The 23,805-nt window shown below is 39.2% G+C and carries 28 protein-coding genes, 1 tRNA gene and 1 other annotated feature; of the genes, 25 read left to right on the plus strand and 4 right to left on the minus strand.

The window, feature by feature from the left end; all coding sequences use genetic code 11:
* Positions 1 to 9: 9 nt before the first annotated feature.
* Entirely contained in the window at positions 10 to 1,185 is a 1,176-nt protein-coding gene (locus MR181_RS03745) for a pyridoxal phosphate-dependent aminotransferase (protein ID WP_242335009.1), read from the plus strand.
* 139 nt (positions 1,186 to 1,324) lie between these two features.
* Here MR181_RS03745 and MR181_RS08750 read toward each other — a convergent pair whose 3' ends face one another.
* Positions 1,325 to 1,450, minus strand: a complete 126-nt coding sequence (locus MR181_RS08750; RefSeq protein ID WP_003717313.1) for a hypothetical protein — start codon at positions 1,448 to 1,450, stop codon at positions 1,325 to 1,327.
* Positions 1,451 to 1,661: 211 nt separating this feature from the next.
* On the opposite strand from MR181_RS08750, the gene MR181_RS03750 reads away from it, so the two are divergent.
* Genes MR181_RS03750 through MR181_RS03760 form a run of 3 tightly spaced genes read left to right on the plus strand, consistent with a single transcriptional unit; the run spans position 1,662 to position 4,057 of the window.
* Positions 1,662 to 2,549 (plus strand): exonuclease SbcC, encoded by an 888-nt coding sequence (locus tag MR181_RS03750; protein WP_242335011.1) that lies wholly within the window; start codon positions 1,662 to 1,664, stop codon positions 2,547 to 2,549.
* Positions 2,539 to 3,537 carry a hypothetical protein gene (locus tag MR181_RS03755; protein ID WP_422732541.1) on the plus strand — a complete coding sequence of 333 codons (999 nt, stop codon included), beginning with the start codon at positions 2,539 to 2,541 and terminating at the stop codon, positions 3,535 to 3,537. Before MR181_RS03750 ends, MR181_RS03755 begins: the two co-directional genes overlap by 11 nt.
* Positions 3,530 to 4,057: a hypothetical protein gene (locus MR181_RS03760; protein WP_242335017.1), complete on the plus strand. Its 528-nt coding sequence runs from the start codon at positions 3,530 to 3,532 to the stop codon at positions 4,055 to 4,057. Before MR181_RS03755 ends, MR181_RS03760 begins: the two co-directional genes overlap by 8 nt.
* 56 nt (positions 4,058 to 4,113) lie before the next feature.
* Here MR181_RS03760 and MR181_RS03765 read toward each other — a convergent pair whose 3' ends face one another.
* Positions 4,114 to 4,257 carry a hypothetical protein gene (locus MR181_RS03765; protein WP_242335020.1) on the minus strand — a complete coding sequence of 48 codons (144 nt, stop codon included), beginning with the start codon at positions 4,255 to 4,257 and terminating at the stop codon, positions 4,114 to 4,116.
* Between the two features lie 464 nt (positions 4,258 to 4,721).
* Positions 4,722 to 4,795 (minus strand) — tRNA-Arg (locus tag MR181_RS03770).
* A 182-nt stretch (positions 4,796 to 4,977) separates the two neighbouring features.
* Here MR181_RS03770 and MR181_RS03775 point away from each other — a divergent pair.
* From MR181_RS03775 to recN, 15 genes are all read left to right on the plus strand, one after another.
* A complete protein-coding gene (locus MR181_RS03775) occupies positions 4,978 to 5,625 on the plus strand; it encodes a TetR/AcrR family transcriptional regulator (RefSeq protein ID WP_242335022.1) in 648 nt (215 codons plus the stop codon).
* A gap of 258 nt (positions 5,626 to 5,883) precedes the next feature.
* Positions 5,884 to 5,953, plus strand: a sequence feature (ribosomal protein L21 leader region).
* A gap of 16 nt (positions 5,954 to 5,969) precedes the next feature.
* Positions 5,970 to 6,278: a 50S ribosomal protein L21 gene (rplU, locus tag MR181_RS03780; protein WP_003717320.1), complete on the plus strand. Its 309-nt coding sequence runs from the start codon at positions 5,970 to 5,972 to the stop codon at positions 6,276 to 6,278.
* A gap of 14 nt (positions 6,279 to 6,292) precedes the next feature.
* Entirely contained in the window at positions 6,293 to 6,619 is a 327-nt protein-coding gene (locus tag MR181_RS03785) for a ribosomal-processing cysteine protease Prp (RefSeq protein WP_242335025.1), read from the plus strand.
* Positions 6,620 to 6,644: 25 nt separating this feature from the next.
* Positions 6,645 to 6,926, plus strand: coding sequence for a 50S ribosomal protein L27 (gene rpmA, locus MR181_RS03790; protein ID WP_003717322.1), 282 nt, complete (start codon positions 6,645 to 6,647; stop codon positions 6,924 to 6,926).
* A 117-nt stretch (positions 6,927 to 7,043) separates the two neighbouring features.
* Entirely contained in the window at positions 7,044 to 8,120 is a 1,077-nt protein-coding gene (locus tag MR181_RS03795; protein ID WP_242335028.1) for a M24 family metallopeptidase, read from the plus strand.
* 53 nt (positions 8,121 to 8,173) lie between these two features.
* Positions 8,174 to 8,803, plus strand: coding sequence for a 2'-5' RNA ligase family protein (locus tag MR181_RS03800; protein ID WP_242335031.1), 630 nt, complete (start codon positions 8,174 to 8,176; stop codon positions 8,801 to 8,803).
* A gap of 128 nt (positions 8,804 to 8,931) precedes the next feature.
* Entirely contained in the window at positions 8,932 to 9,372 is a 441-nt protein-coding gene (locus tag MR181_RS03805) for an Asp23/Gls24 family envelope stress response protein (protein ID WP_102168905.1), read from the plus strand.
* Entirely contained in the window at positions 9,372 to 9,782 is a 411-nt protein-coding gene (gene nusB, locus MR181_RS03810; RefSeq protein WP_242335034.1) for a transcription antitermination factor NusB, read from the plus strand. The genes MR181_RS03805 and nusB overlap by 1 nt, the downstream gene beginning before the upstream one ends.
* 116 nt (positions 9,783 to 9,898) lie before the next feature.
* Positions 9,899 to 10,756, plus strand: a complete 858-nt coding sequence (folD, locus tag MR181_RS03815) for a bifunctional methylenetetrahydrofolate dehydrogenase/methenyltetrahydrofolate cyclohydrolase FolD (RefSeq protein ID WP_242335037.1) — start codon at positions 9,899 to 9,901, stop codon at positions 10,754 to 10,756.
* Complete coding sequence (xseA, locus tag MR181_RS03820; RefSeq protein WP_242335040.1) at positions 10,749 to 12,086, plus strand: exodeoxyribonuclease VII large subunit; 1,338 nt, start codon at positions 10,749 to 10,751, stop codon at positions 12,084 to 12,086. Before folD ends, xseA begins: the two co-directional genes overlap by 8 nt.
* Position 12,087: 1 nt before the next feature.
* Positions 12,088 to 12,378 (plus strand): exodeoxyribonuclease VII small subunit, encoded by a 291-nt coding sequence (locus tag MR181_RS03825; RefSeq protein WP_191910700.1) that lies wholly within the window; start codon positions 12,088 to 12,090, stop codon positions 12,376 to 12,378.
* Between the two features lies 1 nt (position 12,379).
* Positions 12,380 to 13,255: a polyprenyl synthetase family protein gene (locus tag MR181_RS03830; RefSeq protein ID WP_369807489.1), complete on the plus strand. Its 876-nt coding sequence runs from the start codon at positions 12,380 to 12,382 to the stop codon at positions 13,253 to 13,255.
* 8 nt (positions 13,256 to 13,263) lie between these two features.
* Positions 13,264 to 14,085 carry a TlyA family RNA methyltransferase gene (locus tag MR181_RS03835; protein WP_242335046.1) on the plus strand — a complete coding sequence of 274 codons (822 nt, stop codon included), beginning with the start codon at positions 13,264 to 13,266 and terminating at the stop codon, positions 14,083 to 14,085.
* A gap of 6 nt (positions 14,086 to 14,091) precedes the next feature.
* On the plus strand, positions 14,092 to 14,553 hold the full coding sequence (locus MR181_RS03840) for an arginine repressor (protein ID WP_191910848.1): 462 nt from the start codon (positions 14,092 to 14,094) through the stop codon (positions 14,551 to 14,553).
* Entirely contained in the window at positions 14,554 to 16,236 is a 1,683-nt protein-coding gene (recN, locus tag MR181_RS03845) for a DNA repair protein RecN (RefSeq protein WP_242335048.1), read from the plus strand.
* 114 nt (positions 16,237 to 16,350) lie between these two features.
* Here recN and MR181_RS03850 read toward each other — a convergent pair whose 3' ends face one another.
* Positions 16,351 to 16,680 (minus strand): hypothetical protein, encoded by a 330-nt coding sequence (locus MR181_RS03850; RefSeq protein WP_242335050.1) that lies wholly within the window; start codon positions 16,678 to 16,680, stop codon positions 16,351 to 16,353.
* A 160-nt stretch (positions 16,681 to 16,840) separates the two neighbouring features.
* Here MR181_RS03850 and gmk point away from each other — a divergent pair, with 160 nt between their 5' ends.
* From gmk to rsmB, 6 genes are all read left to right on the plus strand, one after another.
* The gene (gene gmk, locus MR181_RS03855; RefSeq protein ID WP_040531401.1) at positions 16,841 to 17,461 is read left to right on the plus strand and encodes a guanylate kinase; all 621 of its coding nucleotides are present in this window, start codon (positions 16,841 to 16,843) and stop codon (positions 17,459 to 17,461) included.
* On the plus strand, positions 17,458 to 17,676 hold the full coding sequence (rpoZ, locus tag MR181_RS03860) for a DNA-directed RNA polymerase subunit omega (protein ID WP_003717336.1): 219 nt from the start codon (positions 17,458 to 17,460) through the stop codon (positions 17,674 to 17,676). Before gmk ends, rpoZ begins: the two co-directional genes overlap by 4 nt.
* 165 nt (positions 17,677 to 17,841) lie before the next feature.
* Positions 17,842 to 19,044, plus strand: a complete 1,203-nt coding sequence (gene coaBC / locus MR181_RS03865; protein ID WP_242335052.1) for a bifunctional phosphopantothenoylcysteine decarboxylase/phosphopantothenate--cysteine ligase CoaBC — start codon at positions 17,842 to 17,844, stop codon at positions 19,042 to 19,044.
* A 13-nt stretch (positions 19,045 to 19,057) separates the two neighbouring features.
* On the plus strand, positions 19,058 to 21,487 hold the full coding sequence (priA, locus tag MR181_RS03870; protein ID WP_242335054.1) for a primosomal protein N': 2,430 nt from the start codon (positions 19,058 to 19,060) through the stop codon (positions 21,485 to 21,487).
* An 18-nt stretch (positions 21,488 to 21,505) separates the two neighbouring features.
* A complete protein-coding gene (gene fmt / locus MR181_RS03875) occupies positions 21,506 to 22,459 on the plus strand; it encodes a methionyl-tRNA formyltransferase (RefSeq protein WP_242335055.1) in 954 nt (317 codons plus the stop codon).
* Positions 22,449 to 23,801, plus strand: a complete 1,353-nt coding sequence (gene rsmB / locus MR181_RS03880; protein ID WP_369807491.1) for a 16S rRNA (cytosine(967)-C(5))-methyltransferase RsmB — start codon at positions 22,449 to 22,451, stop codon at positions 23,799 to 23,801. The genes fmt and rsmB overlap by 11 nt, the downstream gene beginning before the upstream one ends.
* The last annotated feature ends 4 nt before the right edge of the window (positions 23,802 to 23,805 follow it).

Consider the following 23,805-nt stretch of genomic DNA (forward strand, 5'->3'; position numbering starts at 1 on the left):
GTTGTTAAAATGGTTGAGATGAAGCAATACATGCGGAAATCACTAAATGATGTTCCTAAACTAAAGATTTTTGAATTTAGTAATTATGCCTCACAATTTGACAATGTGATTAAATTTACAATTGGCGAGCCAGATTTTAATACGCCAGAATACATTAAAGATGCAGCAATTAAAAGTATTAAGAATAATCGGACTCACTACGCACCGCAACGGGGGACTGCAGGTCTGCTAAAGGCAGTTTCGGATTTCTTAGCTCAAAATTACGATTTGCATTATAATCCCCAAACTGAGATTTTAATTACTAATGGGGTAACTGAGGGAGTCTATTCGGCAATTACTGCAATCACTAATCCCGGTGATGTTATTTTAGTTCCCACACCAACCTTTTCAATCTATAGTCCTGATGCAGTAATTGCTGGTGGGACGGCTGTTGAGGTTGATACTTCAAAAACAGATTTTAAATTAACTCCCGAATTACTGAAGTCCTATTTAGACAACTATGGTGAACGGGTTAAAGGAGTTGTTTTTGTTAATCCATCAAACCCCACTGGAATAGCTTATACCCAAGAGGAACTTAATGCCCTTGCTAAATTGATTAAGGGGAAACCGATCTTTGCGATTAGTGATGAAATTTATAGTGAACTAATCTATGATGGTGGATATGCTTCGATGGCACGGGCACTCCCCGAACAGACAATTTTAACAAATGGCCTTTCTAAATCGTACGCAATGACTGGTTGGCGGATTGGCTATCTTTGTGCACCAGAAGCAATTACTAATGAAATTTTTAAGGTTCATTCGTTTGTAATGACGGACGTTGCGACCTTTACTCAAGATGCTGCTGAAGCGGCCTTAAAAGGTGGAACAACAGCAACTAAAGAAATGGACGAAAAATACATTCAACGGCGTGATTATATGAAGAAACGGTTGACAGCGATGGGGTTTGACTGCAGTCGACCAATAGGAGCGTTCTATATTTTCGCTAAAATTCCTGACTTCTTAGAACAAGATGACACTAAGCTGATTTATGATCTTGTTAAGAATGCGCGGGTTGCAATTACAGCGGGTTCGTACTTTGGTAAAGGTGGCGATGGCTACTTACGGTTTAGCTATGCAACTAGTATGGATCAGATTAAAGAGGGAATGGATCGTTTAGAGAAATACATTAATAAAGCACGCCAGTAATATTTAATAAAAAACGACTCATGGTATCTGATGTTTCTCAAATACCATGAGTCGTTTTAGGATCTTTTTTATAGTTAAAAGAATTCAAGAGGCTTTAGAGTAAGCCCCTTGAATAAAGAGTGAATTGCTTCAAAAAAAGTTAATCGCTCAGCTTCTTGGCGTCAGCATCAATCTTTGCAAAACCAGAACCATCTGGCTTCTTGTTGCTACGCTTTTCCATGGCTTTACGTGCCATTTCCTTACGTTCTTGCTTACTAAGTGCCATCTAACTTCGCCTCTTTCCGAAACGCTTCAACAATATAGATATATTACACAAATGTAATATATCTATATAGTAATTATAACCAATTTTATTTTAAAATCAACGATCGCTGGTTAAATGTAAAGAAACTCTTCAATAATTTATGAAGTTCTTTAAATCTTGCTGCAAGTCGATTAAGATAAAAACTAGTTATTAAAGTGAGGAGCGGTGCATAATGGCAATTTCAGGACACGAACAGGCTGCTCATGACGTAAGTGGAATTATTAATCAGCGGATTGCTGAAAAGGTTTCCTTCCTGCGCCAAGTGGATGAAGCAGTAAAAGATCACCATGACAAAAAAATCTATCAGTTATTGGATAATCAACGTTATGCTAAGGAGATTGAACATCGGGAGCAACAACCTAACAACCAAAGCGTAATGAGCCTAGTTGATGATATTACTAATTACTTAAGTAACTTCTTAAGTATTAAATTGATTGATTATTTAGGAAAGCAGTATCCATTCTTTTATTATGAGGAATATGAGACCGGTCATTACCGAATCTATTTTGGTAATTGGTGGGATCGCCGTGAATTTGGTGAATTGGACGTTCTCAATGTTCGCTTCCTGTTTAATAATGATGAATACGATAAGTTGAAGAAGACGTTTGACTTGTCCCGTGATAATAAGCGGTACAATAGCGATAAGATTGATAAAATCTCTGCTGAAAATGATCGACTGCAAGATTTAATCGATCACCAGCGCGAACGCGAAGAGCAGCGGACAAAGTTACAAGAACAACTAAAGGATGTTAGCTCGCGTTCAGGAATTTGGGAAAGTACTAAGAATAAGGAAAGTCGACAAAGCCTTGTTGATGCTCTTCAAAAGTTAGAAGACGAAGAGGAAGAATCACGAACAGCTACTCAAACAATCAAGGATAATGAGCAGGTAGTTCTGTCACTTTCAAAAGAAAATACAATTTTGAGCTATGAACAAAAAAGTATTTTAGATACGTTCGGTTCTTTTGAAGACTTTGAATTAGCTAACCGCAATTTATACGCTAATTACATTAAGAGCTTATCTGATGACCAAGAAAAGCAGGTGACAGATGATGAACAATAATCAAATGTTGAATCAACCATCTGAACAGTTAAATGCCTTGGCCCATTCTTTTGAGCATGGCCTGGAAATTGGTCAACATTACGTCAAATTATTAACTAAACTAGCTCAAACTGAAGACGCTCATGATCTTCTTGCTGCAACAAACGATTTAGTAAATTTAGATTTAGAAGACGCGTTTGTTAAGTTTCCTCAACACTATCAGGCTGCAGATTATTATTTGCTATTAATGGGACGATTGTTGGAAATGCACTCCAATACAGAACTCAAAATTACTGAAGATCCAACAAGCCACCGTTTTTATGCAACGATTTCTGCGTTAGGTGAAAAGGTCCTCTTTCATTTTATTAAGGATGCGGAAGGAAATGCCGCTTTTACGGATGTCAATGATAATGAACCAATTTTTTCTCTAAACCTCAAGCATCAAATGCTGCGGTTTAATAATAAAGCACTAGTGAACTACTTTATCATTAATGGGTTAAAAAAGTATTCGGATCTTGACTTACGTTCGGCAATCAAACCGTTATTACTTTTTGCTCAGGCACTTCACGACGATTTGAATTTTGTAATTGATCGGGGAATCCTTGATACAAGTAATCATCAGCATTATGACTTAGCTCAGCCTGAACTATCATTAACCGTAATTGATCGATTGTTCGTTGCTACGGCAGAAACTGATTACATGCTATTTAATTTGCCAAAGAATGATGGTGCTGAATTACGGCTTGAACGTCAGGTTAATCTTGATCTTTCGTTTGACCCTGATGATTACAGTCAACAATGGTTTTTCTCTGTTCAAGATCCTGACGCCCAAGTTTCACTTTTTGACTTGCTACTTCATTATCAATTAATTCGTGATTGGTACTTGAATAATCGTGATGAATTAGCGGTCAAGTCAGATCCGTTAATTTTTGCCGATGATGAGCAAGTTGAACAGGATGAGCCGACAACTGATGAGTCAGTTCTTGAGGATGATGAGAAAAATGATTAATTGGACAACATTACTACATCAAGTAATTGATTTAGAACTCGATGTGGACGAGGCAAGGGAACTGACGATTGGTCCAGAAACGCGCAAGCAAACAATCTTTGTTGCATTAGATGTAGAACTAGCAAAGCTTGCGAATAGTAATGGCTGGTTTAAGGTTCTTGATCAATCTAAGGAAGATCCCCAGGAGTCACTTGAGCACTACTTGCAATCACTTGAATTATTGTTACTATTCAGTGCAAAGCAGCAGTGGACACATTTGGTTGTTATGGATCAAAAACAATGGGATTTAATTCAACGAACTAAACCAACAACGAAACTTGCCGATCTTAATAAGCAATACTTAGCAATTAAGCACTTTCTTAACGATGCTTACTACAATCACCGTCAGGAAAGTTTTCGTCATGCTTGGCATCTCCTAATAAAGTGGGGGCTGGTTGATTTAAGATTTAGTGGCGAAGAAATTACTACTAAGTATAAAGAATTGATTGAGCAGCAACGAACCCATTGGATAAAAAATTAAAGCAAAAAAAGAGGACTGACATTTGCCAGTCCCCTTTTTTGTTGAATCGAAAACGATCATGCTTTCCGACTATTATAACTGTTACGAGAAGCAACATGTTTACCAGCTGTTTGATCATCATTATTGGTTTTGTCACCAAACATAATTTGACCAACAACTGAACCAATTAAAATTATTATAATAACAAAGAATGGTAACATGATAAATCACCTCAAAAAGCATTCTCTATTTTTTATTATTAGACTTTTTCATTATTTTGCAATTAATAACTAATAAACTGACATAATCTTTATTAAATGTTTAAAATATTATCAATTTTAGAAGATTTAATATGAAAGGTCTAACTCTCATTGACGCTGTATTTCTTGAGTTATCGAGAGATTATTATTAAATTATTGAAGATTACTTATTTTTGAGAATATTATTTGTTTAATCCGTAATTAATTGGGAAAATAGCTAATAGATTGATAAATTAATCATATATTGAAAAATATTTCAGGCAATCCGGTGTTATTATTTTAAGCCAGCCAATTTACTCACATAGATGATATTTAGTATAAAAAATAGCACTTCCTATTTTGAAGGAAATGCTATTTTTCTATTTGCTTAGAAGTATTCCTAAAGTTCAACTGGCTCATAAATACTGATATATCAGCATTTGAAATGAAACGAGAGGGACTTGAACCCTCAACCCTCGGTTTAGAAGACCGATGCTCTATCCAGTTGAGCTACCGTTTCAGACAAATTATAGTATATAATTTTACGTCCGTAATTGTCAATGCAGCTTGAAAACATATTGCATTTTTTATAGAATGATTACTTTGATTGTTTGACTGAACCGCTTTCAAAACCTATACTTTAAATTAGTAGAAGTACGAAAGTGAGGGGAACTTAAGCTGAAATCGAAGGGATGATGATTTATGGCAGGTAATAAGACAGATCCACGTGTAGTGAAGACACGTAATAGTCTTCGTAAAGCACTAGTTTATCTAATGCGAAGAGAAAAATTAGAAGACATCAGCGTTCAAAAAATTACTGAAACCGCCAACATCACCCGGGGAACTTTCTATCTTCACTATAAAGATAAGAAGGACTTCATCAGATCCGCGATTAACGAGATCCTTGATGAATTCTTTGATCAAGTGATGGTAGAGAGTGAGGACCTTAGTTTTTCTAAAGGGCAAACGGTGCAGGTGTTCTCACTCCAGAAGGCGTTTCAGTACATTGAAAGTGAAGTTGATATTTTTGATGTATTACTGAACAACGAACGAAATGACTTCTTCTATGAACAACTTTATGATCGGTTATCTGAACAGCTATCAAGGTTTTACACAGTGATGGCTGAAGCAGATGAGCAACCAAAAGTTCCCTTGAATTTGCAGATCTCCTTCATTGATTCAGCACTTCTTGGGATAATAAGTCATTGGCTAAAAGACGGTATGATTTATACATCACGATACATGACTCAAAGCGTGGGGAAGATGCTCGATCAGTTAGATTCTAACAATATCCTTTTGCTTGACTTCTTTAGTCATGAAGCTGAGCCAGCATTACAGGATATTCAATGAATCTTAGTTTAAGGAGGGAGTGGGACAGAACTAGTTCGTCTAGTTCGTCTTCCCACCCCCGTAAGGATGGCTAGGTTGGTCAAACGCTGATAAATCAGCATTTGAGCTGCCAGCCAGTTACTGCGCTGTTGCAGTATTACCTTTAAAACAGTGAAGAGGTCGGGTTATTTCCCGGCCTCTCCCTTTTTGAACTCTATCAAAGTTGTAGTTGACTAATTAGTTGATTTTTGATATTATGCAACTGTTGTATTTGTGACCCAACAACTACAACCGCACGCTGCCAAGTTTAAAGCATTTGCTGCTTGGTTCGGCGAGTCTTAGAAATTAAGGAGGTGCACAAATTTATGTACGCAATTATCGTAACTGGCGGTAAGCAATACAAGGTAGAAGAAGGTTCATCCATCTACGTTGAAAAGCTTGATGCTAAGGAAGGCGACAAGGTTACTTTTGATCAAGTAGTCTTTGTTGGTGGCGACAGCACTAAGATTGGTACTCCATTAGTTGATGGTGCATCAGTTGAAGCTACTGTTGATAAGCAAGGTAAGGAAAAGAAGGTTGTTACCTTCAAGTACAAGCCTAAGAAGCACACCCACACTAAGCAAGGTCACCGTCAACCATACACTAAGGTTACTGTTAACAAGATCAATGCTTAATGCGGAGGTAAATAATGATTCGGGTAACTTTTAATTTGAATTCGGATCACCTAATTACCGCTTTTCAGATGACAGGGCATGCCGATGCTGGTCCTTATGGTCAAGACATTGTTTGTGCAGCTGCATCTGCTTTATCAATATCTACTATTAATGGTTTGGAGCAAGTTGCTAAAACTAAGCCGAATATTGATAGTGATGATGATAATGGTGGCTTTCTCGATGTTACTGATATTAGTTTGGCTCATGATGCGCAAGTTATTATGCAGACATTCTTTAATGGAATGAATGATATTGCAGAAAGCTATCCTCAAAACATTGAAATAAAAATGTTTGAAAATTAAAAATATTTGCTGGAGGTGAACAATTATGATTATGAATTTGCAATTCTTCTCTCACCACAAGGGGGGCGGTTCCACTGCCAACGGTCGGAACTCAGCTGGTCGTCGTCTTGGTACTAAGGCTGCTGATGGTTCAATCGTTACAGCTGGTTCAATCATTTACCGTCAACGTGGTACTCACATTAACCCTGGTGAAAACGTTGGCCGTGGTGGTGACGATACCCTTTACGCTAAGGTTGCTGGTCGGGTTAAGTTTGAACGTCTTGGCCGTGACAAGCGGAAGGTTTCTGTTTACCCAGTTGCCGAATAATAATATAAGGGACCGTGCCTTTAATGGTTCGGTCTTTTTATTTTTAAATTTACCCCTCGTCATTAATTATCAAAATTACCTATAATAGAATTAAATCAAAAATGGGGGAACCAGCTAATGTCAAGAATCAGTAAATTACAAAAGAAGTTCGAACAATTATACATTGATGCCTTTTTGGTAACTGACCAAAGAAATATTTATTATCTAACAGGATTTAACCTCCTTCAAGGTGATGGATGCTTACTAGTAACGCCGCAGAATGCCATTATTATTACTGATGAACGGTACCAGTTAGCTTTAGAAGAATTTGAGTCTGATGAGGTTGTTGCAACGATTAGCCGGGATTATTATGGTGCCGTCAATAAAATTTGTGAGGGCCTTGACTTAAGGGTTCTTGGCTACGAAGACACTATTCCGTATTATCTTTTTGATGTTCTTGATGAACTGATGACGTCTGATATCGTCCCCTTTCACCATTTGATAGAAAAAATGCGGTTAGTTAAGGATAGCACCGAGATTAGTAAACTTCGTGCTGCTGCTGAATTACAATCAGCAGGCTATGAATACGTTCTCTCAATTGTTCATCCAGGGATAACAGAACGTGAATTAGCAATTAAACTTGATTATTGGATGAAAATGCAAGGTGCTTCAGGACCATCTTTTCCAACAATTGTTGCTAGTGGAGTTAATTCCGCAAAACCACATGCGACTGCTTCAAGTAAACCGATTGCTGACGGGGATGTTGTGACATTAGATTTTGGTTATTATCTTGATGGCTACACCGCGGATATGACGAGGACCTTTGCTGTTGGCTCAATTGATCCTGAACTCCGTGATGTTTATAAGATTGTGAATGAGGCTCGCCAGTTGGTGATTGATCATGCTAAGGTTGGTACTCATGGTAATGAACTGGATGCATACGGTCGTGCCTTAATCGAAGAAGCTGGTTACGGTGATGAATTTAATCACGGAATGGGGCATGGCATTGGTTTGGCTGTCCATGAGTTACCGGCAACGTATGCGCCAGGAACTACAAGGGTTAAACTAAAAAATAATGAAGTGATTACGGTTGAACCAGGGATCTACATTCCCCAAATTGGTGGTGTTCGAATTGAAGATGATATTATTGTGACTCATGGTGGTGCAGAAGTAATTACGACTGCACCAACAGAATTGATTATTGTTGGGGACTAGCAATGGGTAAACTGAATCAACTTTATACTCAGATTGAACAGTAGGGAATTCAGGTGATTAGGACTCGCCAAGTACAGATTGATCTTAATTTGCAAAATTTAGAAGCCGATTCCAGGCAAGGGCTAACCCTCCTTATTAAGTTACCGGCTCACGTTACCAGAAACATTAATTTTGTGCTAAACGAGCTTAAAAGACTTGAACCATTTCAGTATTATTACCCAGCTAATACTATCCATATTACTGTGATGGATATTCGGCGTGCCGTTTCTGACTTTCGTATGATCAAAGAAGAATTAATTAACTATCAACAAGTCATTCAGAAAACGATTGAGAATGTTAATGCAATTAATTGGCATATGGCGGGACTGATTTGTAGCCCGGGAGCAATTCTTGTTAAGGGATTTTATTCTTCAGAATTGCAACAACTTCGTAATGCTTTAAGGACAAACTTTCTTAAGAACGGACTAGTATTAGATGAACGTTACGCAACCTTTTCCGGTCATGCAACAGTTGCGAGATTTAAAAAGAATCTTATTCACCCGCAAGAATTTTTAAGTGAAATTAACAATTTTCATAATGTTGAATTCGGTGACTTCCAAACTAGTGAAGTTGATTTAGTAATTCATGATTGGTATAATCGCCGGTCACACTTAATAGAACGTTTCTCACTCAAAACCACTTGATTGGATTGTTGCTTTTTTCTAATAGATAGTGCAAAATAATACTGAGATACTTCGATGAAGATTATTGTAAAACCACTAAAATAATTAGTAGTTAATATACTGAAATACTATAAAATGGAGGACTTATAATGGCAGAAGATTCAAAGATCATCTTGAGCAGTGAAGATCAATCTCTCGGTACGATTGAAGTAGCACCTCGTGTTGTTGAGATTATTGCTGGCGTTGCTGCAAGTGAAATTGACGGTGTTTCAAAAATGTACGGTTCACTTGCCAATAGTTTTGGTGAATTATTAGGACGGTCTGATCAGCGTCGTGGGGTTAAGTTAACTAGCCAAAATGATAATTTGACTATCGATATTGATGTTTATATTGATTATGGTGTTTCAGTTCCTAAGCTTGCTGCAAAGATTCAAGATCGGGTGAAACAACAAGTAACGTTAATGACTGATCTAAATGTTAGTGAGGTTAATATTCACGTTAAAGGAATTGTTCAAAAGAAGGAAGAACAAACAGTGGATCCGGATGATATTTTTGGAGAACACGAAGATGATAAGGCTGGTGAAAAGTAATGATGCCAAATCGACACGCAGTTCGTGAAGAAGCCTTTCAAATTTTATTTGCTAAGCAATCAAATCCAGATGCAACGTTAACTGATATTTATGAATCATTACCAAGCCATGCTGATAAGATTCCAGCATACTTGCAAACGTTAGTTGAAGGAGTTAATGAACATCAAGAAAAACTTGATGAGCAAATTACGCAACTTTTAGCTAGTGGTTGGGAAATTAATCGTCTCGCCCAAACAGACTTGGTAATTTTGCGGTTGGCTTTATATGAGATTCAATTTGTAGATGAAGTACCAACTGTTGTAGCAATTAACGAGGCATTGGAATTAGCTAAAACATATAGTAATGATAAATCCCGTAAGTTTATCAATGGTGCATTAGGCAAGTTTGAGCGCCAATTAGAAAGCAACTAAATATTGGTTTAAGGGAGAGGATGCAGTGAAAATGCAAACTCTCTTTTGCTTTAAACTTCTTTTGGCATTGATATGGTAAAATATTTTTAGTTAAACTGGAAAAGGAGAATGGCAGAATGGCGATACTAATTGACGGTCGTGCCGTGGCAAAAGAAATTAACGAAAATACCGCAGAACGAGTAGCCCGTTTAGCTAATGATGGGATTATTCCCGGATTGGCAGTGATTTTGGTCGGTGAAGATCCGGCCAGTAAAATTTATACCCGAATGAAAGATCGGAAGGCAAAAAAATTAGGAATTCATTCTGTCCTTTCGGTCTATCCAGAAGATGTTCGTCAAGAAGAACTTTTGCATGATATTCGTCAATTTAATGAAGACGAGTTAATTAATGGGATTCTTGTTCAGGAGCCGTTGCCTGATCACCTAGATGGGAATGAACTCCTAAATGCGATTGATCCGCGTAAAGATGTTGATGGATTCCATCCATTTAATGTTGGTCGTTTATATAATAATATTAAGGAGAACTACCCGGTTAGTTGTACGCCGCGGGGTATCATGAGTCTTTTAAAGCATTACCAAGTGGATTTGGAAGGAGCTCGTGCAGTCGTTATCGGCAGGAGTATTCTTGTTGGTAAACCGATGGCAGCGTTACTTGAAAATGCTAATGCAACAGTTACGGTTGCTAATCGTTATACTAGAAACCTTAGTGAAATAACTAGACAAGCCGATGTCCTTGTTGTTGCTGCGGGAGTTAAGCACTTGATCACCGGTGAAATGGTCAAAAAGGGTGCAGTTGTAATTGACGTTGGCATCCATCGCTTAAAAGATAAGACATTAACGGGGGATGTTGATTTCGAGAGTGTTGCTCCTGTTGCCAAAATGATTACTCCTGTTCCAGGTGGTGTTGGTCCGATGACGATTGCAACGTTAATGGAACAAACCGTTGATCTTACGGAGTGGAGTCATAATGGATAGAAGTCAGTACTTAACAGTTAGTGAATTAACAAGTTACCTAAAACAAAAGTTTGATCGTGATCCTTATCTGAAAACTGTTTATTTAACTGGTGAGCTTTCAAACTTTCGACTCCGGCAGCGTCATCAATATTTTAGTATCAAAGATGAGAATGCGGTTATTGATGCTGTAATGTTTGAACGTCAATTCCGTCAGGTAAATTTTCGCCCTGAAACTGGGATGAAGATTTTGGTTGTTGGCCATATCGGTCTCTATGAAAAAAGCGGTCGATACCAGATTTACGTTGATCGAATGGAGCCGGACGGTCTTGGTGCCCTTTATCTCCAATTTGAACAGTTAAAAAAGAAATTAGGCACTGAAGGACTCTTTGACCAAATTCCACGACCAATCCCTCAATTCCCGAAAAGAATTGCTGTTGTAACCAGTTTAGATGGTGCGGTAATTCGTGATATTAACACGACAGTTCGCCGCCGTTATCCAATCGCTCAGGTTGTTCTGTTCCCGACCGTTGTTCAGGGAGATAAGGCTGCTGCTGATATTGCTCGTCAAATTAACCGGGCAAACCAGATGGGGAATTTTGACACAATGATTATTGGTCGTGGTGGTGGATCATTGGAAGATTTATGGCCCTTTAATGAAGAAATTGTTGCACAGGCAATTGCCAACAGCCATATTCCAGTGATTTCCTCAGTCGGTCACGAAACCGATACCACTATTGCTGATTTAGTAGCCGATCAGCGGGCAGCTACGCCAACTGCGGCAGCAGAATTAGCAACTCCAAATCGCCTTGCAGATGTTTTAATGACTATCCAGGATGATCAAGTTCGTTTAAATAGTACAATGAAAAAGCTGATTGATTTTGACCGAAAACAATTACAAAAGCAATTGCAAAGTTATATTTTTCAGCAACCAAGTAGGCTATACGAAAATTATGCTCAGAAGCTCGATCAATTAACTCAAACCTTAAAAAATGATGTTAGTAATCTTGTTAAGGAGCTGTTAAACAGTGTTCAACAGCTGCAAGGAAGATTACAAATTAACTCACCTCAGCATACAATTGAACGGGCACAAGAAACGGTTACTCAACTTCAGAACCGGTTATTAAGTAGTGCTAAAAATAGCCAGCAACAGCGCCAGCAGCAAGTAATGAGCCTGATTCAGCAATTAGATTCTTTAAGCCCATTGAAGATTATGGGACGTGGATATTCATACGTTACCTATCGTAATTCAGTTGTTAATACGGTTAAAGAATTAGAAAGTGGGCAGCAGGTAAGCCTTCATTTTAATGATGGAAAAGCAACGGCAAAGATCATTGGCACAAAGGAGAACTAAAATGACAGAGAAAAAAGCAACGTTTGAGGAACAATTAAGCCAACTTCAACAAATTGTTAGTCACTTGGAGCAGGGAAACGTTCCGTTGGAAGAGGCGCTTACTCAATATAAAGATGGAATTGAATTAGCGCGGGCACTCCAAAAGAAGTTAACCAGTGCTGAAAAAACATTAGGAAGTCTAATTGATGACGAAGGCAATGAAAAACAGTACGAAAAAGCAACAGATGATCCAAGTAATAATGGTGGTGGCAATCGTGGTTATGGTAGTGATGAGAAACCGCTAGAGGAGTAATCTGATGCTTGAGCTGAAAGAATTAAAAGAACAAATTGATCAATTCTTGGCGCAGCAGATGCCTTCTGATATTGATCAGCCAACTCTGGCATCATCAATGGAATATTCTGTTAATGCTGGTGGGAAAAGATTGCGTCCAGCATTAACATTGACGACTGTCCAGATATTTGGCGGACAGCTTAGCCAAGATGTAATGAAAGCCGCAACTGCAGTTGAATTACTTCATACATATTCATTAATTCATGACGATTTGCCAGCGATGGATAATGATGATCTGCGTCGTGGAAAACCAACTAACCATAAAAAATTTGGAGCAGGAATGGCAACGCTCGCAGGTGATGGCCTGCTAACCATGGCATTTCAATGGTTAACGGATAATCAATTGTCAACGGAGACACAAGCAAAATTGACGCTGGCCCTTGCTAAGGCGGCCGGTCCTGCGGGAATGGTTGCCGGACAGGCTCGGGATATTGAAGGAGAACACCAAAACTTGACTCTTGAGCAATTGCGTTACCTTCATCGTCAAAAGACAGGAGATCTTTTAAGTTATGCTGTTTTAGCTGGTGGAATTATCACAAAACAGGATTCGCCTACTAAGAAGCTTCTTGCTGATTTCGGTGTTCAGTTTGGGCTGGCTTTCCAAATCTATGATGATTTAATGGACGTTGTCGGCACAGCAAAACAGATGGGAAAAGCTGTTCATAAAGATGCTGGAGAACATAAGAATACTTATCCAGGATTACTGGGTGTTCGAGGGGCAGAGGAACAACTCCATTTAGCATTGAAGCAGGCTAAGGAGAGTCAAAGAAAACTGACTGAGAAAACCGGCTATGATTTCAGTGCTTATGATCAGTTCCTAGCATATTTTAAATTGTGAGGGTAACGATGGAAAAACAACGTGTTGATATTTTACTAGTAAAACAAGGGCTTTTTGACTCTCGTGAACAAGCAAAGCGAGCTGTGATGGCTGGCGAAATTCTAGGGAAGAATAATGAACGCTTAGATAAACCAGGAGAAAAGATCCCGGTGACTACAACATTGCACATGAAGGGTCATAAGATGCCATATGTTAGTCGTGGTGGGCTAAAATTAGCCAAGGCATTAAAAGTCTTTGGGATTAGTGTTAAAGATAAGACTGTTTTAGATATTGGTTCTTCAACTGGTGGTTTTACTGATGTAATGTTACAAAATGGGGCAAAGCTAAGCTATGCACTCGATGTTGGAACAAATCAACTAGTGTGGCAGCTTCGTGAGGATCCACGAGTGGTTGTTATGGAACAAACTAATTTTCGGTACAGCAAGTTAGCTGATTTTGACCACGGGCAGCCTGAGTTTGCTTCAATTGATGTTTCGTTTATTTCTTTGCGTTTAATACTACCGCCGTTAGCAAAAATTCTTATTCCTGGTGGGGAAGTAGTGGCATTGATTAAGCCACAATTTGAAGCGGGAAAAGAAAAAGTAGGTAAACATGGAATCATTAAGGATCACGCTGTTCATCGGGAGGTCCTTGAAGATGTTCTTTCCTTTGCTCGGGAAGATGGTTTTGATATTCTTAATTTGGATTTCTCACCAATTAAGGGTGGTCAAGGAAATATTGAATTTCTTGTCCATTTAAAATTAACGGGACAACCTGGCAAAGTTGCAGAACAGGTTAATATTGATCAGGTATTGGCTCATGCTGATGAAGAACTTAACCATAAGGAGTGAAAAATGATGAGAAAGGTTGAGCGTCAACAATTAATTCGGGAAATTATTACTAAAAGTCAAATTGAACGGCAGGATGATTTAGTTGCTGCATTAATGGCTCGTGGTGCTCGCGCAACTCAGGCGACAATTTCACGTGATATTAAAGAATTGCAATTGGTTAAGGTCCCCTCCAATGATGGTGGGTACCGCTATGCACTGCCTGCACAAGGAAACATTGATAATCAAACCAGATTAAGTACCGAATTATCTAACAACATGCTTTCTTTAGAACGACAAACACAATTCCTGTCCATTGTTATGCGTCCGGGGAATGGACCAGTAATGGCAAGTTTGATTCGGCAGTTGGAAATTGATGACGTCTTTTCGGTAATTGGTGATGATGCTGGGGTCCTTGTTGTTTGTCGGTCAGCTGATGCGGCGGTTAATGTCGAAGAGATGTTTCAGAATCTGATAAATCAAGGTGACTAAATGTTACAAGAATTAACAATTGATAATTTAGCAATCATAAAGCATCTGTCGCTGGATTTCTCTGATCAAATGACTGTTCTAACGGGGGAAACCGGTGCCGGGAAGTCCATCATTATTGATGCCGTAGGATTGCTGGCAGGTGGTCGTGGTTCCCAAGAATATATTCGCCGTGGAGCCGACAAGTTATCTCTTCAAGGACAGTTTGCTCTTCCTCAAGATCCAGAGTTTGACCATTTGTTAGATTCGTTAGGAATTGATCATGAAGATGGTATTTTAATTATTTCACGCGAAATTTATCGTCGCGGGCGAAATGTTATCCGGGTTAATGGTCAATTAATTAATACCGCAACTTTACGCCAAATTGGTTCGCGATTGGTAGATATTCAGGGGCAAAATGAGCACCAGTTATTATTACAACCAGAGATGCATCTCGGAATGCTGGACCAATTTGCTCATAATGAGGTTCAGAAATTATTAACTCGCTACCAAAATGAATATCAAGATTATGTAAAATTAAAAGCGGCAGTTAGTAAAAAACAAAATAATGAACAGCAATGGGCTCAACGCTTAGATATGCTTCGCTACCAAGTTAACGAGATTGCAGAGGCTAATCTAAAAGCCGATGAGGAAGAGCAATTAACAAGTGAGCGGGATCGTTTAGAGCATTTTCAGCAGATTAATAATGCGCTTCAACAGGCAGTGACGGTGTTCAATGGTGGTGACCAGGGAGCAGTTCTTGATCAAATTGCAACCGTTATGAATTCAATTAACGAAATTGCAGAATTTGATGGCGCATATGATTCACTGAGTAAATCGTTGAATGATGCTTACTATGCTCTCCAAGATGTTGCCACAGAAGCTAGTCAGCAGTTAGACTTATTGGAGTTTGATGACAACCGTCTTAGTGAGATTGACCAGCGATTAACCATGATTGGCGATTTAGAGCATAAGTATGGTGATAGTGTTAAGGACGTTCTTGATTACTATGATCAAATTAAGCAAGAACTGGATTCAATGGAAGAAGCTGCGGATTCAAACAGCGATTTAGAGGAACGCCTGTCAACCGCTGAAGAAAAATTAATTAAAACCGGTCAACAGCTAAGTCAGGTTCGCCAACAGGCAGCTCACCGGTTAACTAAACTAGTTCACCAGCAGTTAAAAGAACTTTATATGGATAAGGCGGTTTTTGAAGTTCACTTTGCAAAGCAGTCACGAGCTCACTTTACTCCAAATGGGATTGATGAGGTTGAATTTTATATTCAGACTAACCCTGGAGAAACAATGGGGCCGTTAGCACGGATTGCTTCTGGTGGTGAACTTTCGCGAGTAATGCTTGCCCTTAAAACAATCTTCGCGCAAAATGAAGGTGTGACGAGTATTATCTTTGATGAGGTGGATACTGGAGTTAGCGGTCGTGTTGCTCAAGCAATTGCGGATAAAATTAAGGTAATTGCAAATAAGTCACAAGTCCTTTGTATTACTCACCTGCCACAGGTTGCCGCGGTAGCTCAACACCACTTTTTAATTCAGAAACACGTTAAAGATGAGCGGACAACCACAATGGTGACAATTCTTAGTGATAAAGAACGGGTTAATGAATTAGCACGAATGTTGTCGGGTGAAAAGGTAACCAAATTAACCAAAGAACATGCGGAAGAATTATTGAAGATGGCACAAGATTAGATAATGCAGACAATGTGGAATAATTTTAGTTAGAGAACAAAAAGAACGAGATCAGGGAATTTATGTTTTTCCTGACCTCGTTCTTTTACTCGCTTACTATTAATTTGGAAGAAATTAAAAATTCGCGATATAACGAATTTGATTAAAATTAACTACGTAACTTACGTTTTGGTTTTGGATAAGGTACCGTTTGCTATCTAATTTCTTAACGGTGCCACGAACGTTAACAGGGTAGCCATCGTTATTAACGGGCATTAATTGAATCAACACCCGCAAACCGTTACTGATAGTTTTATTGAGAAAAGAAAGTCGTTGCTTTGCTGGTTGGGGAGTTAATAATTTAATTGGCTCTTCGTGAAACGAAAAGTCATTATTCAGTAACTGTTGTAATTTATCATTAATGATAGTTGATGCTGATTTAAATAAAGATTGTTCCATTTGCATTTCACACATCTCCGAACATTTGTTTGTAGTTATAGTATACGAACGGATGTTCAAAAATGCAAGTACCAATTTAGAAAAAATGACAATTTCACTAGTTGATTTTATCGTTTATTTAGTGCATTATAGTAATAATACGTTATATTTGAATAGGAGAATTAGCATGGCAAAAAGGGGAATGTTAATTGTACTTTCTGGTCCTTCTGGTGTAGGTAAGGGTACTGTACGTAAAGCAATTTTTGATTCTAATGATAATGACTTTCAATATTCTATTTCAATGACAACACGACAACCACGGCCTGGCGAAAAAAACGGGGTTGATTACTACTTTGTTTCAAAAGAAGAATTTGAACACGAAATTCAAACGGGTGGAATGCTTGAATATGCAAAGTATGTTGACAACTATTATGGAACCCCATTAAAATATGTTAATGAGACCTTAGATTCGGGAAAGGATGTTTTCCTTGAAATCGAAGTTAACGGTGCAATGCAAGTTCGTTCAAAATGTCCAGATGGTGTCTTTATTTTCTTAACGCCGCCTGATTTGGATGAGCTGAAGCAACGATTAATTCACCGTGGTACTGATAGTATGGATGTTATTAACAAGCGAATTCGAAAGGCTTTTGATGAGATTCGAATGATGCAAAATTATGACTATGCGGTTGTTAATGATAAGGTACCAAATGCTGTTGCTAAAATTAAGGACATTATTCGCACGGAACGGCTCCGGGTTAATCGAGTAATGCCACGTTATCTTGAAATGTTAGGAGATTCAGCACAATGATTCTTTTTCCATCAGTTGATGAATTGTTAAAACGAATTGATTCACGGTATTCTTTGGTAATGCTTGCAAGTAAGCGAGCACATGAATTGGAACGTGGATCTGCACCACTTCTTGATCACTACTACTCAAGTAAGCCGGTTGGAAAGGCTCTAGAAGAAATTGAAGCCGACAAGGTAACAATTGATCCAGATCACTTTGAAGACTTACAAGACTAACTACTAAGTGGGCACTATTATACTGAGGCATTCGTAATTTCTGAATGATTAATTCACCGGGGTTACGAATGCTTTTTTCTATTAAATAATTATTGTGGAAGTCACGGAAAAGCTGAGTGAGAATGATATAATCAAATTTGGAGTTAAACGATTGGAGGGTGCTAGATGGCAAAAATAGCGGTATATATGACAGGAGGAATTGCTCTTTATAAGGGAATTGAGGTAATTCGTTCTTTAGAAAGGGATGGACATCAGGTTCGCGTGGCGATGACTGAGTCCGCAACTAAACTAGTAACTCCTTCAACGTTACATGCACTAACACACCATCCCGTACTGACATCCCTATGGAATGATAATAATTCCCCGGTCCCCCACATTGAGCTTGCAGACTGGTCAGACTATGCAATCGTGTTACCAGCAACTGCTAATATTATTGGTAAAATGGCGCACGGAATTGCTGATGATGCAGTATCAACATCCATTTTAGCTACGGTAGTTCCTAAAATTGTTGTTCCAGCAATGAATACCAACATGTGGAATAATCCCGCTGTTCAGCGGAACGTGGCTCAACTAAGGCAAGATGGGGTGACGGTTCTTGAACCAGCAGTTGGAATGCTTGCTGAAGGCTACCGAGGGAAAGGACGCTTACCGGAACCTTCTGAAATCATTAGTCAGTTACGGTCGATAATTAACGGTTCAATTCGTGGAAGCCTTCTTGGGAAAAAAGTATTAATTACTGCCGGTGGAACTCGCGAAGCAATTGATCCTGTTCGTTTTATAGGTAATCGCTCTTCGGGAAAAATGGGGATTGCCATTGCTAAAGCAGCCGCAGATGAAGGTGCTACTGTTGAATTGGTTCTTGGTCAAATTTCAGTTCCTCAACCAGTAAACCCACGAATTAATATTTATCAGGTTGAAAGTACGGAGGAAATGCAGGCAAAAGTGACGGAGCTCTTTCCTGCAGCTGATATTTTAATTATGGCAGCTGCAGTTGCTGATTTTCGTCCGGCACAAGTTGCTAACCAAAAGATAAAGAAGCAGGATGATCAAGAACGGTTGGGGCTTCAGTTAGTAAAAACGACAGATATTTTAAAGACTGTTGCGGAAAAGAAGCGGGCAGATCAGCTCGTAGTCGGTTTTGCTGCGGAAACCACAGATCTAGTACAAAATGCTAATAGTAAGTTAAGGAGGAAGAATGCTGATATAATCATTGCTAACAGTGTTGCTGGGGATAATGGAGCATTTGGCAGTGATTTAAATCAAGTAACAATTCTTCAATTAGGTACTGAGCCGGTTCAATGGTCAAAAATGACAAAAATAGAAGTGGCAATCAAACTAATTCAGTTACTTGCTACCAAGATAAAGTAAGGTGAGTGAGAGTGTGGCACAGTTAGCACAGGTAATTGTTGATGTTCCTACAATGCAAACGAATCGACCCTATACATACCGAGTGCCAACTCGGCTCGAAAATCAGGTCCAATTAGGGATGCGGGTAGTCGTCCCGTTTGGCAATGGTAAGCGGCAGGTACAAGGGTTTATTGTTGGTCTTGATCAACCAACGAGGTATAACGGTCAATTAAAGGCAATTGATGCCTTAATGGATTTGCAACCGGTAATTGGGGATGAGTTATTAAGTCTCAGCAAATGGCTTGCTGATCGGACATATGCTTTTTGGATTTCCAGTATTTATACAATGTTACCCAACATGTTAAAAGCTAAGTCAACACGAGTCGTTAAAATTATTGATGAAGTGGATGAACAGATTGCTTTTGATGTTTTTCATGGTAAAGATGAACTGGATTTTGCAACGGTTCAATCCAATCCTCAGATAGTTAGTTTGCTACTCAAACTGCAAAGGCAGGAGAAGGTCCGTTTTGAATATGTAGTGGCAGATAAAGCAAAGGCCAAAACAACGGTAGGAATTCGCCCCCAACTAAGTTTTGAGGAACTTGAGGAAGCACGAACATCCCTTCATGCTAATGCTCATGCACAGAACCGCTTGCTTTCTTATTTACAAAGTATTATTGGTAAAACAGTTAAACAGGTAGATGCTGAAAAGATTAGCGGATTAAAAGCAGCAACTTTTAATACTGGTGTTCAAAAGGGATGGTTGGCAAAGGTCCCGATTGAAGTTTATCGAACACCGCTTGGACAAGAACCCTTGCCAGATGATCACCACCTTGCCAAGCCGTTAACTTTGAACGATGAACAGCAAGCAGCTGCCAATGAGATTGAACAGGCAATTGACGATTCCCGTAGTCGTGTTTTCCTTCTTGAAGGAGTGACGGGTAGTGGGAAAACCGAGGTTTATCTTCAGTCGATTGCTAAAGCACTTCAAAATCATAAAACAGCTCTAATGCTTGTTCCAGAAATTTCATTGACTCCTCAAATTGTGAACCGGGTTCGTCGTCGTTTTGGTTCAAAGGTTGCGGTCCTCCATAGTGGCCTTTCCGCTGGGGAACGTTTTGATGAGTGGCGACGGATTAATCGTGGAGAAGCTCAGGTTGTGGTTGGCGCTCGATCAGCGATATTTGCTCCCTTAACTAATATCGGTGTGATTATTTTAGATGAGGAACATGAATCAAGCTATAAACAAGATGAGGCTCCTCGCTATCATGCTCGTGAAGTTGCAAAGTGGCGGGGAAAGTATAATAATGCCCCTGTTGTTCTTGGCTCTGCTACCCCAAGTTTAGAAAGTCGGGCACGGGCAATGAAGGGTGTTTATCAACTCCTTCAATTAAAACATCGGGTAAATAAACGACCCTTACCACCCATTAAAGTGGTGGATATGCGTCCTGAAATTAAGGAACGCGGTGAGAGTAACTTTTCTCGGGAGCTTTTAACTAAGTTAACTGATCGTTTGGCAAAAAATGAACAGAGTATTTTAATGCTTAATCGAAGAGGTTTTTCATCGTTTATGATGTGTCGTGATTGTGGGGAAGTCCTTAAGTGCCCAAACTGTGATATTTCTCTGACTTTGCATATGGATAGTCACACGATGAAGTGTCATTATTGTGGCCATGAGGAACCAATCCCCCGCTTTTGTCCTCATTGTGGTAGTCGTGAAATTCGCTACTATGGAACAGGGACGGAAAAGGTTGAGCGGGAACTGGCTGGTTTAATTCCTCAAGCGCGCGTTATTCGGATGGATGTTGATACTACCAGACGAAAAGGAATGCACGAAAAACTGTTACGACAATTTGGTCAGCACAAAGCTGATATCCTCTTGGGGACCCAGATGATTGCTAAGGGACTTGATTTTCCCAATGTTACCTTAGTGGGAGTGCTTAACGCAGATACAGGATTAGGACTTCCCGATTTTCGGTCAAGTGAGCGAACCTTTGACTTGCTAAGTCAGGTTAGTGGGCGTGCTGGCCGAGCCGATAAGAAGGGGGAAGTAATAATTCAAACCTATAATCCTGACCACTATGCTATCCGATTTGCCCAAAGAAATGATTATGAAGGATTTTTTAAGCGTGAGATGGCACTGCGCCACCAAGCTAGCTATCCTCCGTATTACTTTACTGTTCGGTTAATGGCGAGCCATGAAGATGAAGCAATTGCCGCACGTGCAATGGCGCAAACTAAAGAACAGTTAACTAAGAGTCTGATGCCCTCGACAATTATTCTTGGACCGACGCCACGGGCAATTGCGCGAATGAAACGGCGATATTACTACCAAATTGTAATTAAATATAAGCAGGATCAACATTTGCATTCACTCTTGCAAAAAATTCTTCAAGAAACACAGAGTAAGGGAAAAAATGATGTTCAAATTTCAATTGATCCTGATCCACAATACTTTATGTAATGAAAGGATGATTTACTTATGTCAACATCAATCGTATTTATGGGAACCCCAGAATTTGCGGTTCCAATTCTTCAAAGTCTTATTGACGCACCTGAGTATGATGTTAAAGCTGTTTTAACCCAACCTGACCATCGTGTTGGCCGTAAACATATTTTAACGCCGTCTCCAGTGAAAAAACTTGCAGTAGAAAACCACATTAAGGTTTTACAACCAACTAAGCTTAGTGGCAGTCAAGAGATGGCAGAAATTATCGAACTGCATCCTGATTTGCTGATTACTGCTGCCTATGGTCAGTTCTTACCAACAAAGTTATTAGACGCTGCACAGATCGCTGCAATTAATGTCCATGGTTCACTATTGCCTAAGTATCGTGGTGGTGCTCCAGTTCAATATTCCATTATCAATGGTGACCAGGAGACAGGGATTACAATTATGTATATGGTTAAGAAAATGGATGCTGGTGATATGATTTCTCAGCGGGCTATTCCAATTGAACCTAATGATGATAATGGAACAATGTTTAAGAAATTAAGTATCCTTGGTCGAGATCTCCTATTAGACACACTGCCTGACTTGATTAGTGGGAACGTCAAACCACAAAAACAAGATCCAGAAAAGGTAACCTTTTCACCAAATATTTCAAGTGAACAAGAAAAAATTGATTATACAATGTTGGCACAGCAAATTGACGATAAGGTTCGCGGATTGCGTCCTGCACCAATTGGCAATATGAAGATTGATGGGTTGCGAACTAAGATTTATGATGTGACACCATTAACCGAAAAAACTGAATTGGAACCGGGTAAGGTCGTTCGAGTCGACAAACACCATTTAGTTATTGCTGCTGGTAATGGGACTACATATCAAATTAATGAGTTGAAGCCTGCTGGTAAGCAAAAGATGGACATTACAGCTTACTTAAATGGTCACCAAAACATTAAGGAAGGGATGCAAGTGGTAACTGATGACTAAATTCACCCCACAAAATGCGCGGGAATTAGCTTTTGTTTCTTTAGAGCGAGTTCGTAAAACAAAGGCATATTCTAATCTTCAAGTAGACGAGACGCTTCGTCGACATGATCTAAGCCCTGCAGACCGGCGATTGGTAACGACAATTGTCTATGGAACTCTTCAGCATCAGCTTACTTTGGAATATTGGCTAAAATCTTTAATACCAGGTAAACGGTTGGATCCATGGGTTGAAACGCTTTTATTAACAGCGCTTTATCAATATAATTATTTAGATCGTGTTCCCGATTGGGCAGTAACTGATGAAACAATAAAAATTGCTAAGCGTCGTGGAAATCCGGGAATTAGAAAGTTTGTTACGGGAGTCCTTCATTCTGCATTACGGCAAGGAACTCCTGAACTCTCAATGATTAAGCCAATTGCAAAACGATTATCAATCGAGGCAAGCGTTCCACAATGGTTAGTTGAAAAATTTATTGAAGAAAATGGCGAACAGACAACGAAAAAAATTCTGCAAGCAATTAATGAGCCTGCTCATGTTTCCATTCGGGTTAATACTAAAAAGAGCAATCTGAAAGCAGTAAAACAGCAGTTATTAGATGATGGTATTGAGACGACTGAAAGTCAAGTTGCCACCAATGCTCTAGTTGTGACATCAGGTAATATTGTCAATTCTCCATTACTGAGGGATGGAGTTATTACGATTCAGGATGAAAGTGCCATGCTAGCGGTGGAAAGTATGGATCTTCATCCACAATTTAAGGTACTTGATGCATGTGCAGCACCAGGTGGCAAAACTGTTCAAATTGCTGAACAGCTTTCACCTGCCCAGAATGGTCAAGTTGTTGCCTTAGATATTCACCAACACAAGGTTCGCCTAATTGAGAGAAATGCTCAACGAATGGGGGTCGAAAGCGTTGTTAAACCGTTAGCGCTTGATGCCCGGAAGATTAACGACGAATTTGCTGATGAGGAATTTGACCGAATTTTAGTTGATGCTCCGTGCAGTGGAATTGGCTTATTACGACGTAAACCAGAAATTCGTTATACAAAAACTGCTCATGACAGTCAACAATTACATCAAATTCAATTAGCAATTTTAAATGCTGTTGCCCCAAAAGTGAAAAAAGGCGGTATAATTATTTTTAGCACGTGCACAATTTTAACTGAAGAAAATGAACATACAGTTCAAGAATTTCTTCAAGCACATCCAGCTTTCACACTGGAGCGAACAGTAACAAAGCGTGCTCTTAAGGACGATCGAGATTCGGCAACTTTAACAATTCTGCCGAGTGATTACGGTTCCGATGGCTTCTTTATTAGTTGCCTTAAGCGAAATCTGTAGAAGG

The organism is Limosilactobacillus urinaemulieris (assembly GCF_932750685.1).
GTDB classification, from domain to species: domain Bacteria; phylum Bacillota; class Bacilli; order Lactobacillales; family Lactobacillaceae; genus Limosilactobacillus; species Limosilactobacillus urinaemulieris.

Bases quoted from the DNA above. Each gene is read 5' to 3' on its own strand.
- MR181_RS03745 (WP_242335009.1), top strand. From the start codon at position 10: ATGGTTGAGATGAAGCAATACATGCGGAAATCACTAAATGATGTTCCT.
- MR181_RS08750 (WP_003717313.1), bottom strand. From the start codon at position 1,450: ATGGCACTTAGTAAGCAAGAACGTAAGGAAATGGCACGTAAAGCCATG.
- MR181_RS03750 (WP_242335011.1), top strand. From the start codon at position 1,662: ATGGCAATTTCAGGACACGAACAGGCTGCTCATGACGTAAGTGGAATT.
- MR181_RS03755 (WP_422732541.1), top strand. From the start codon at position 2,539: ATGAACAATAATCAAATGTTGAATCAACCATCTGAACAGTTAAATGCC.
- MR181_RS03760 (WP_242335017.1), top strand. From the start codon at position 3,530: ATGATTAATTGGACAACATTACTACATCAAGTAATTGATTTAGAACTC.
- MR181_RS03765 (WP_242335020.1), bottom strand. From the start codon at position 4,257: ATGTTACCATTCTTTGTTATTATAATAATTTTAATTGGTTCAGTTGTT.
- MR181_RS03775 (WP_242335022.1), top strand. From the start codon at position 4,978: ATGGCAGGTAATAAGACAGATCCACGTGTAGTGAAGACACGTAATAGT.
- rplU (WP_003717320.1), top strand. From the start codon at position 5,970: ATGTACGCAATTATCGTAACTGGCGGTAAGCAATACAAGGTAGAAGAA.
- MR181_RS03785 (WP_242335025.1), top strand. From the start codon at position 6,293: ATGATTCGGGTAACTTTTAATTTGAATTCGGATCACCTAATTACCGCT.
- rpmA (WP_003717322.1), top strand. From the start codon at position 6,645: ATGATTATGAATTTGCAATTCTTCTCTCACCACAAGGGGGGCGGTTCC.
- MR181_RS03795 (WP_242335028.1), top strand. From the start codon at position 7,044: ATGTCAAGAATCAGTAAATTACAAAAGAAGTTCGAACAATTATACATT.
- MR181_RS03805 (WP_102168905.1), top strand. From the start codon at position 8,932: ATGGCAGAAGATTCAAAGATCATCTTGAGCAGTGAAGATCAATCTCTC.
- nusB (WP_242335034.1), top strand. From the start codon at position 9,372: ATGATGCCAAATCGACACGCAGTTCGTGAAGAAGCCTTTCAAATTTTA.
- folD (WP_242335037.1), top strand. From the start codon at position 9,899: ATGGCGATACTAATTGACGGTCGTGCCGTGGCAAAAGAAATTAACGAA.
- xseA (WP_242335040.1), top strand. From the start codon at position 10,749: ATGGATAGAAGTCAGTACTTAACAGTTAGTGAATTAACAAGTTACCTA.
- MR181_RS03825 (WP_191910700.1), top strand. From the start codon at position 12,088: ATGACAGAGAAAAAAGCAACGTTTGAGGAACAATTAAGCCAACTTCAA.
- MR181_RS03835 (WP_242335046.1), top strand. From the start codon at position 13,264: ATGGAAAAACAACGTGTTGATATTTTACTAGTAAAACAAGGGCTTTTT.
- MR181_RS03840 (WP_191910848.1), top strand. From the start codon at position 14,092: ATGAGAAAGGTTGAGCGTCAACAATTAATTCGGGAAATTATTACTAAA.
- recN (WP_242335048.1), top strand. From the start codon at position 14,554: ATGTTACAAGAATTAACAATTGATAATTTAGCAATCATAAAGCATCTG.
- MR181_RS03850 (WP_242335050.1), bottom strand. From the start codon at position 16,680: ATGCAAATGGAACAATCTTTATTTAAATCAGCATCAACTATCATTAAT.
- gmk (WP_040531401.1), top strand. From the start codon at position 16,841: ATGGCAAAAAGGGGAATGTTAATTGTACTTTCTGGTCCTTCTGGTGTA.
- rpoZ (WP_003717336.1), top strand. From the start codon at position 17,458: ATGATTCTTTTTCCATCAGTTGATGAATTGTTAAAACGAATTGATTCA.
- coaBC (WP_242335052.1), top strand. From the start codon at position 17,842: ATGGCAAAAATAGCGGTATATATGACAGGAGGAATTGCTCTTTATAAG.
- fmt (WP_242335055.1), top strand. From the start codon at position 21,506: ATGTCAACATCAATCGTATTTATGGGAACCCCAGAATTTGCGGTTCCA.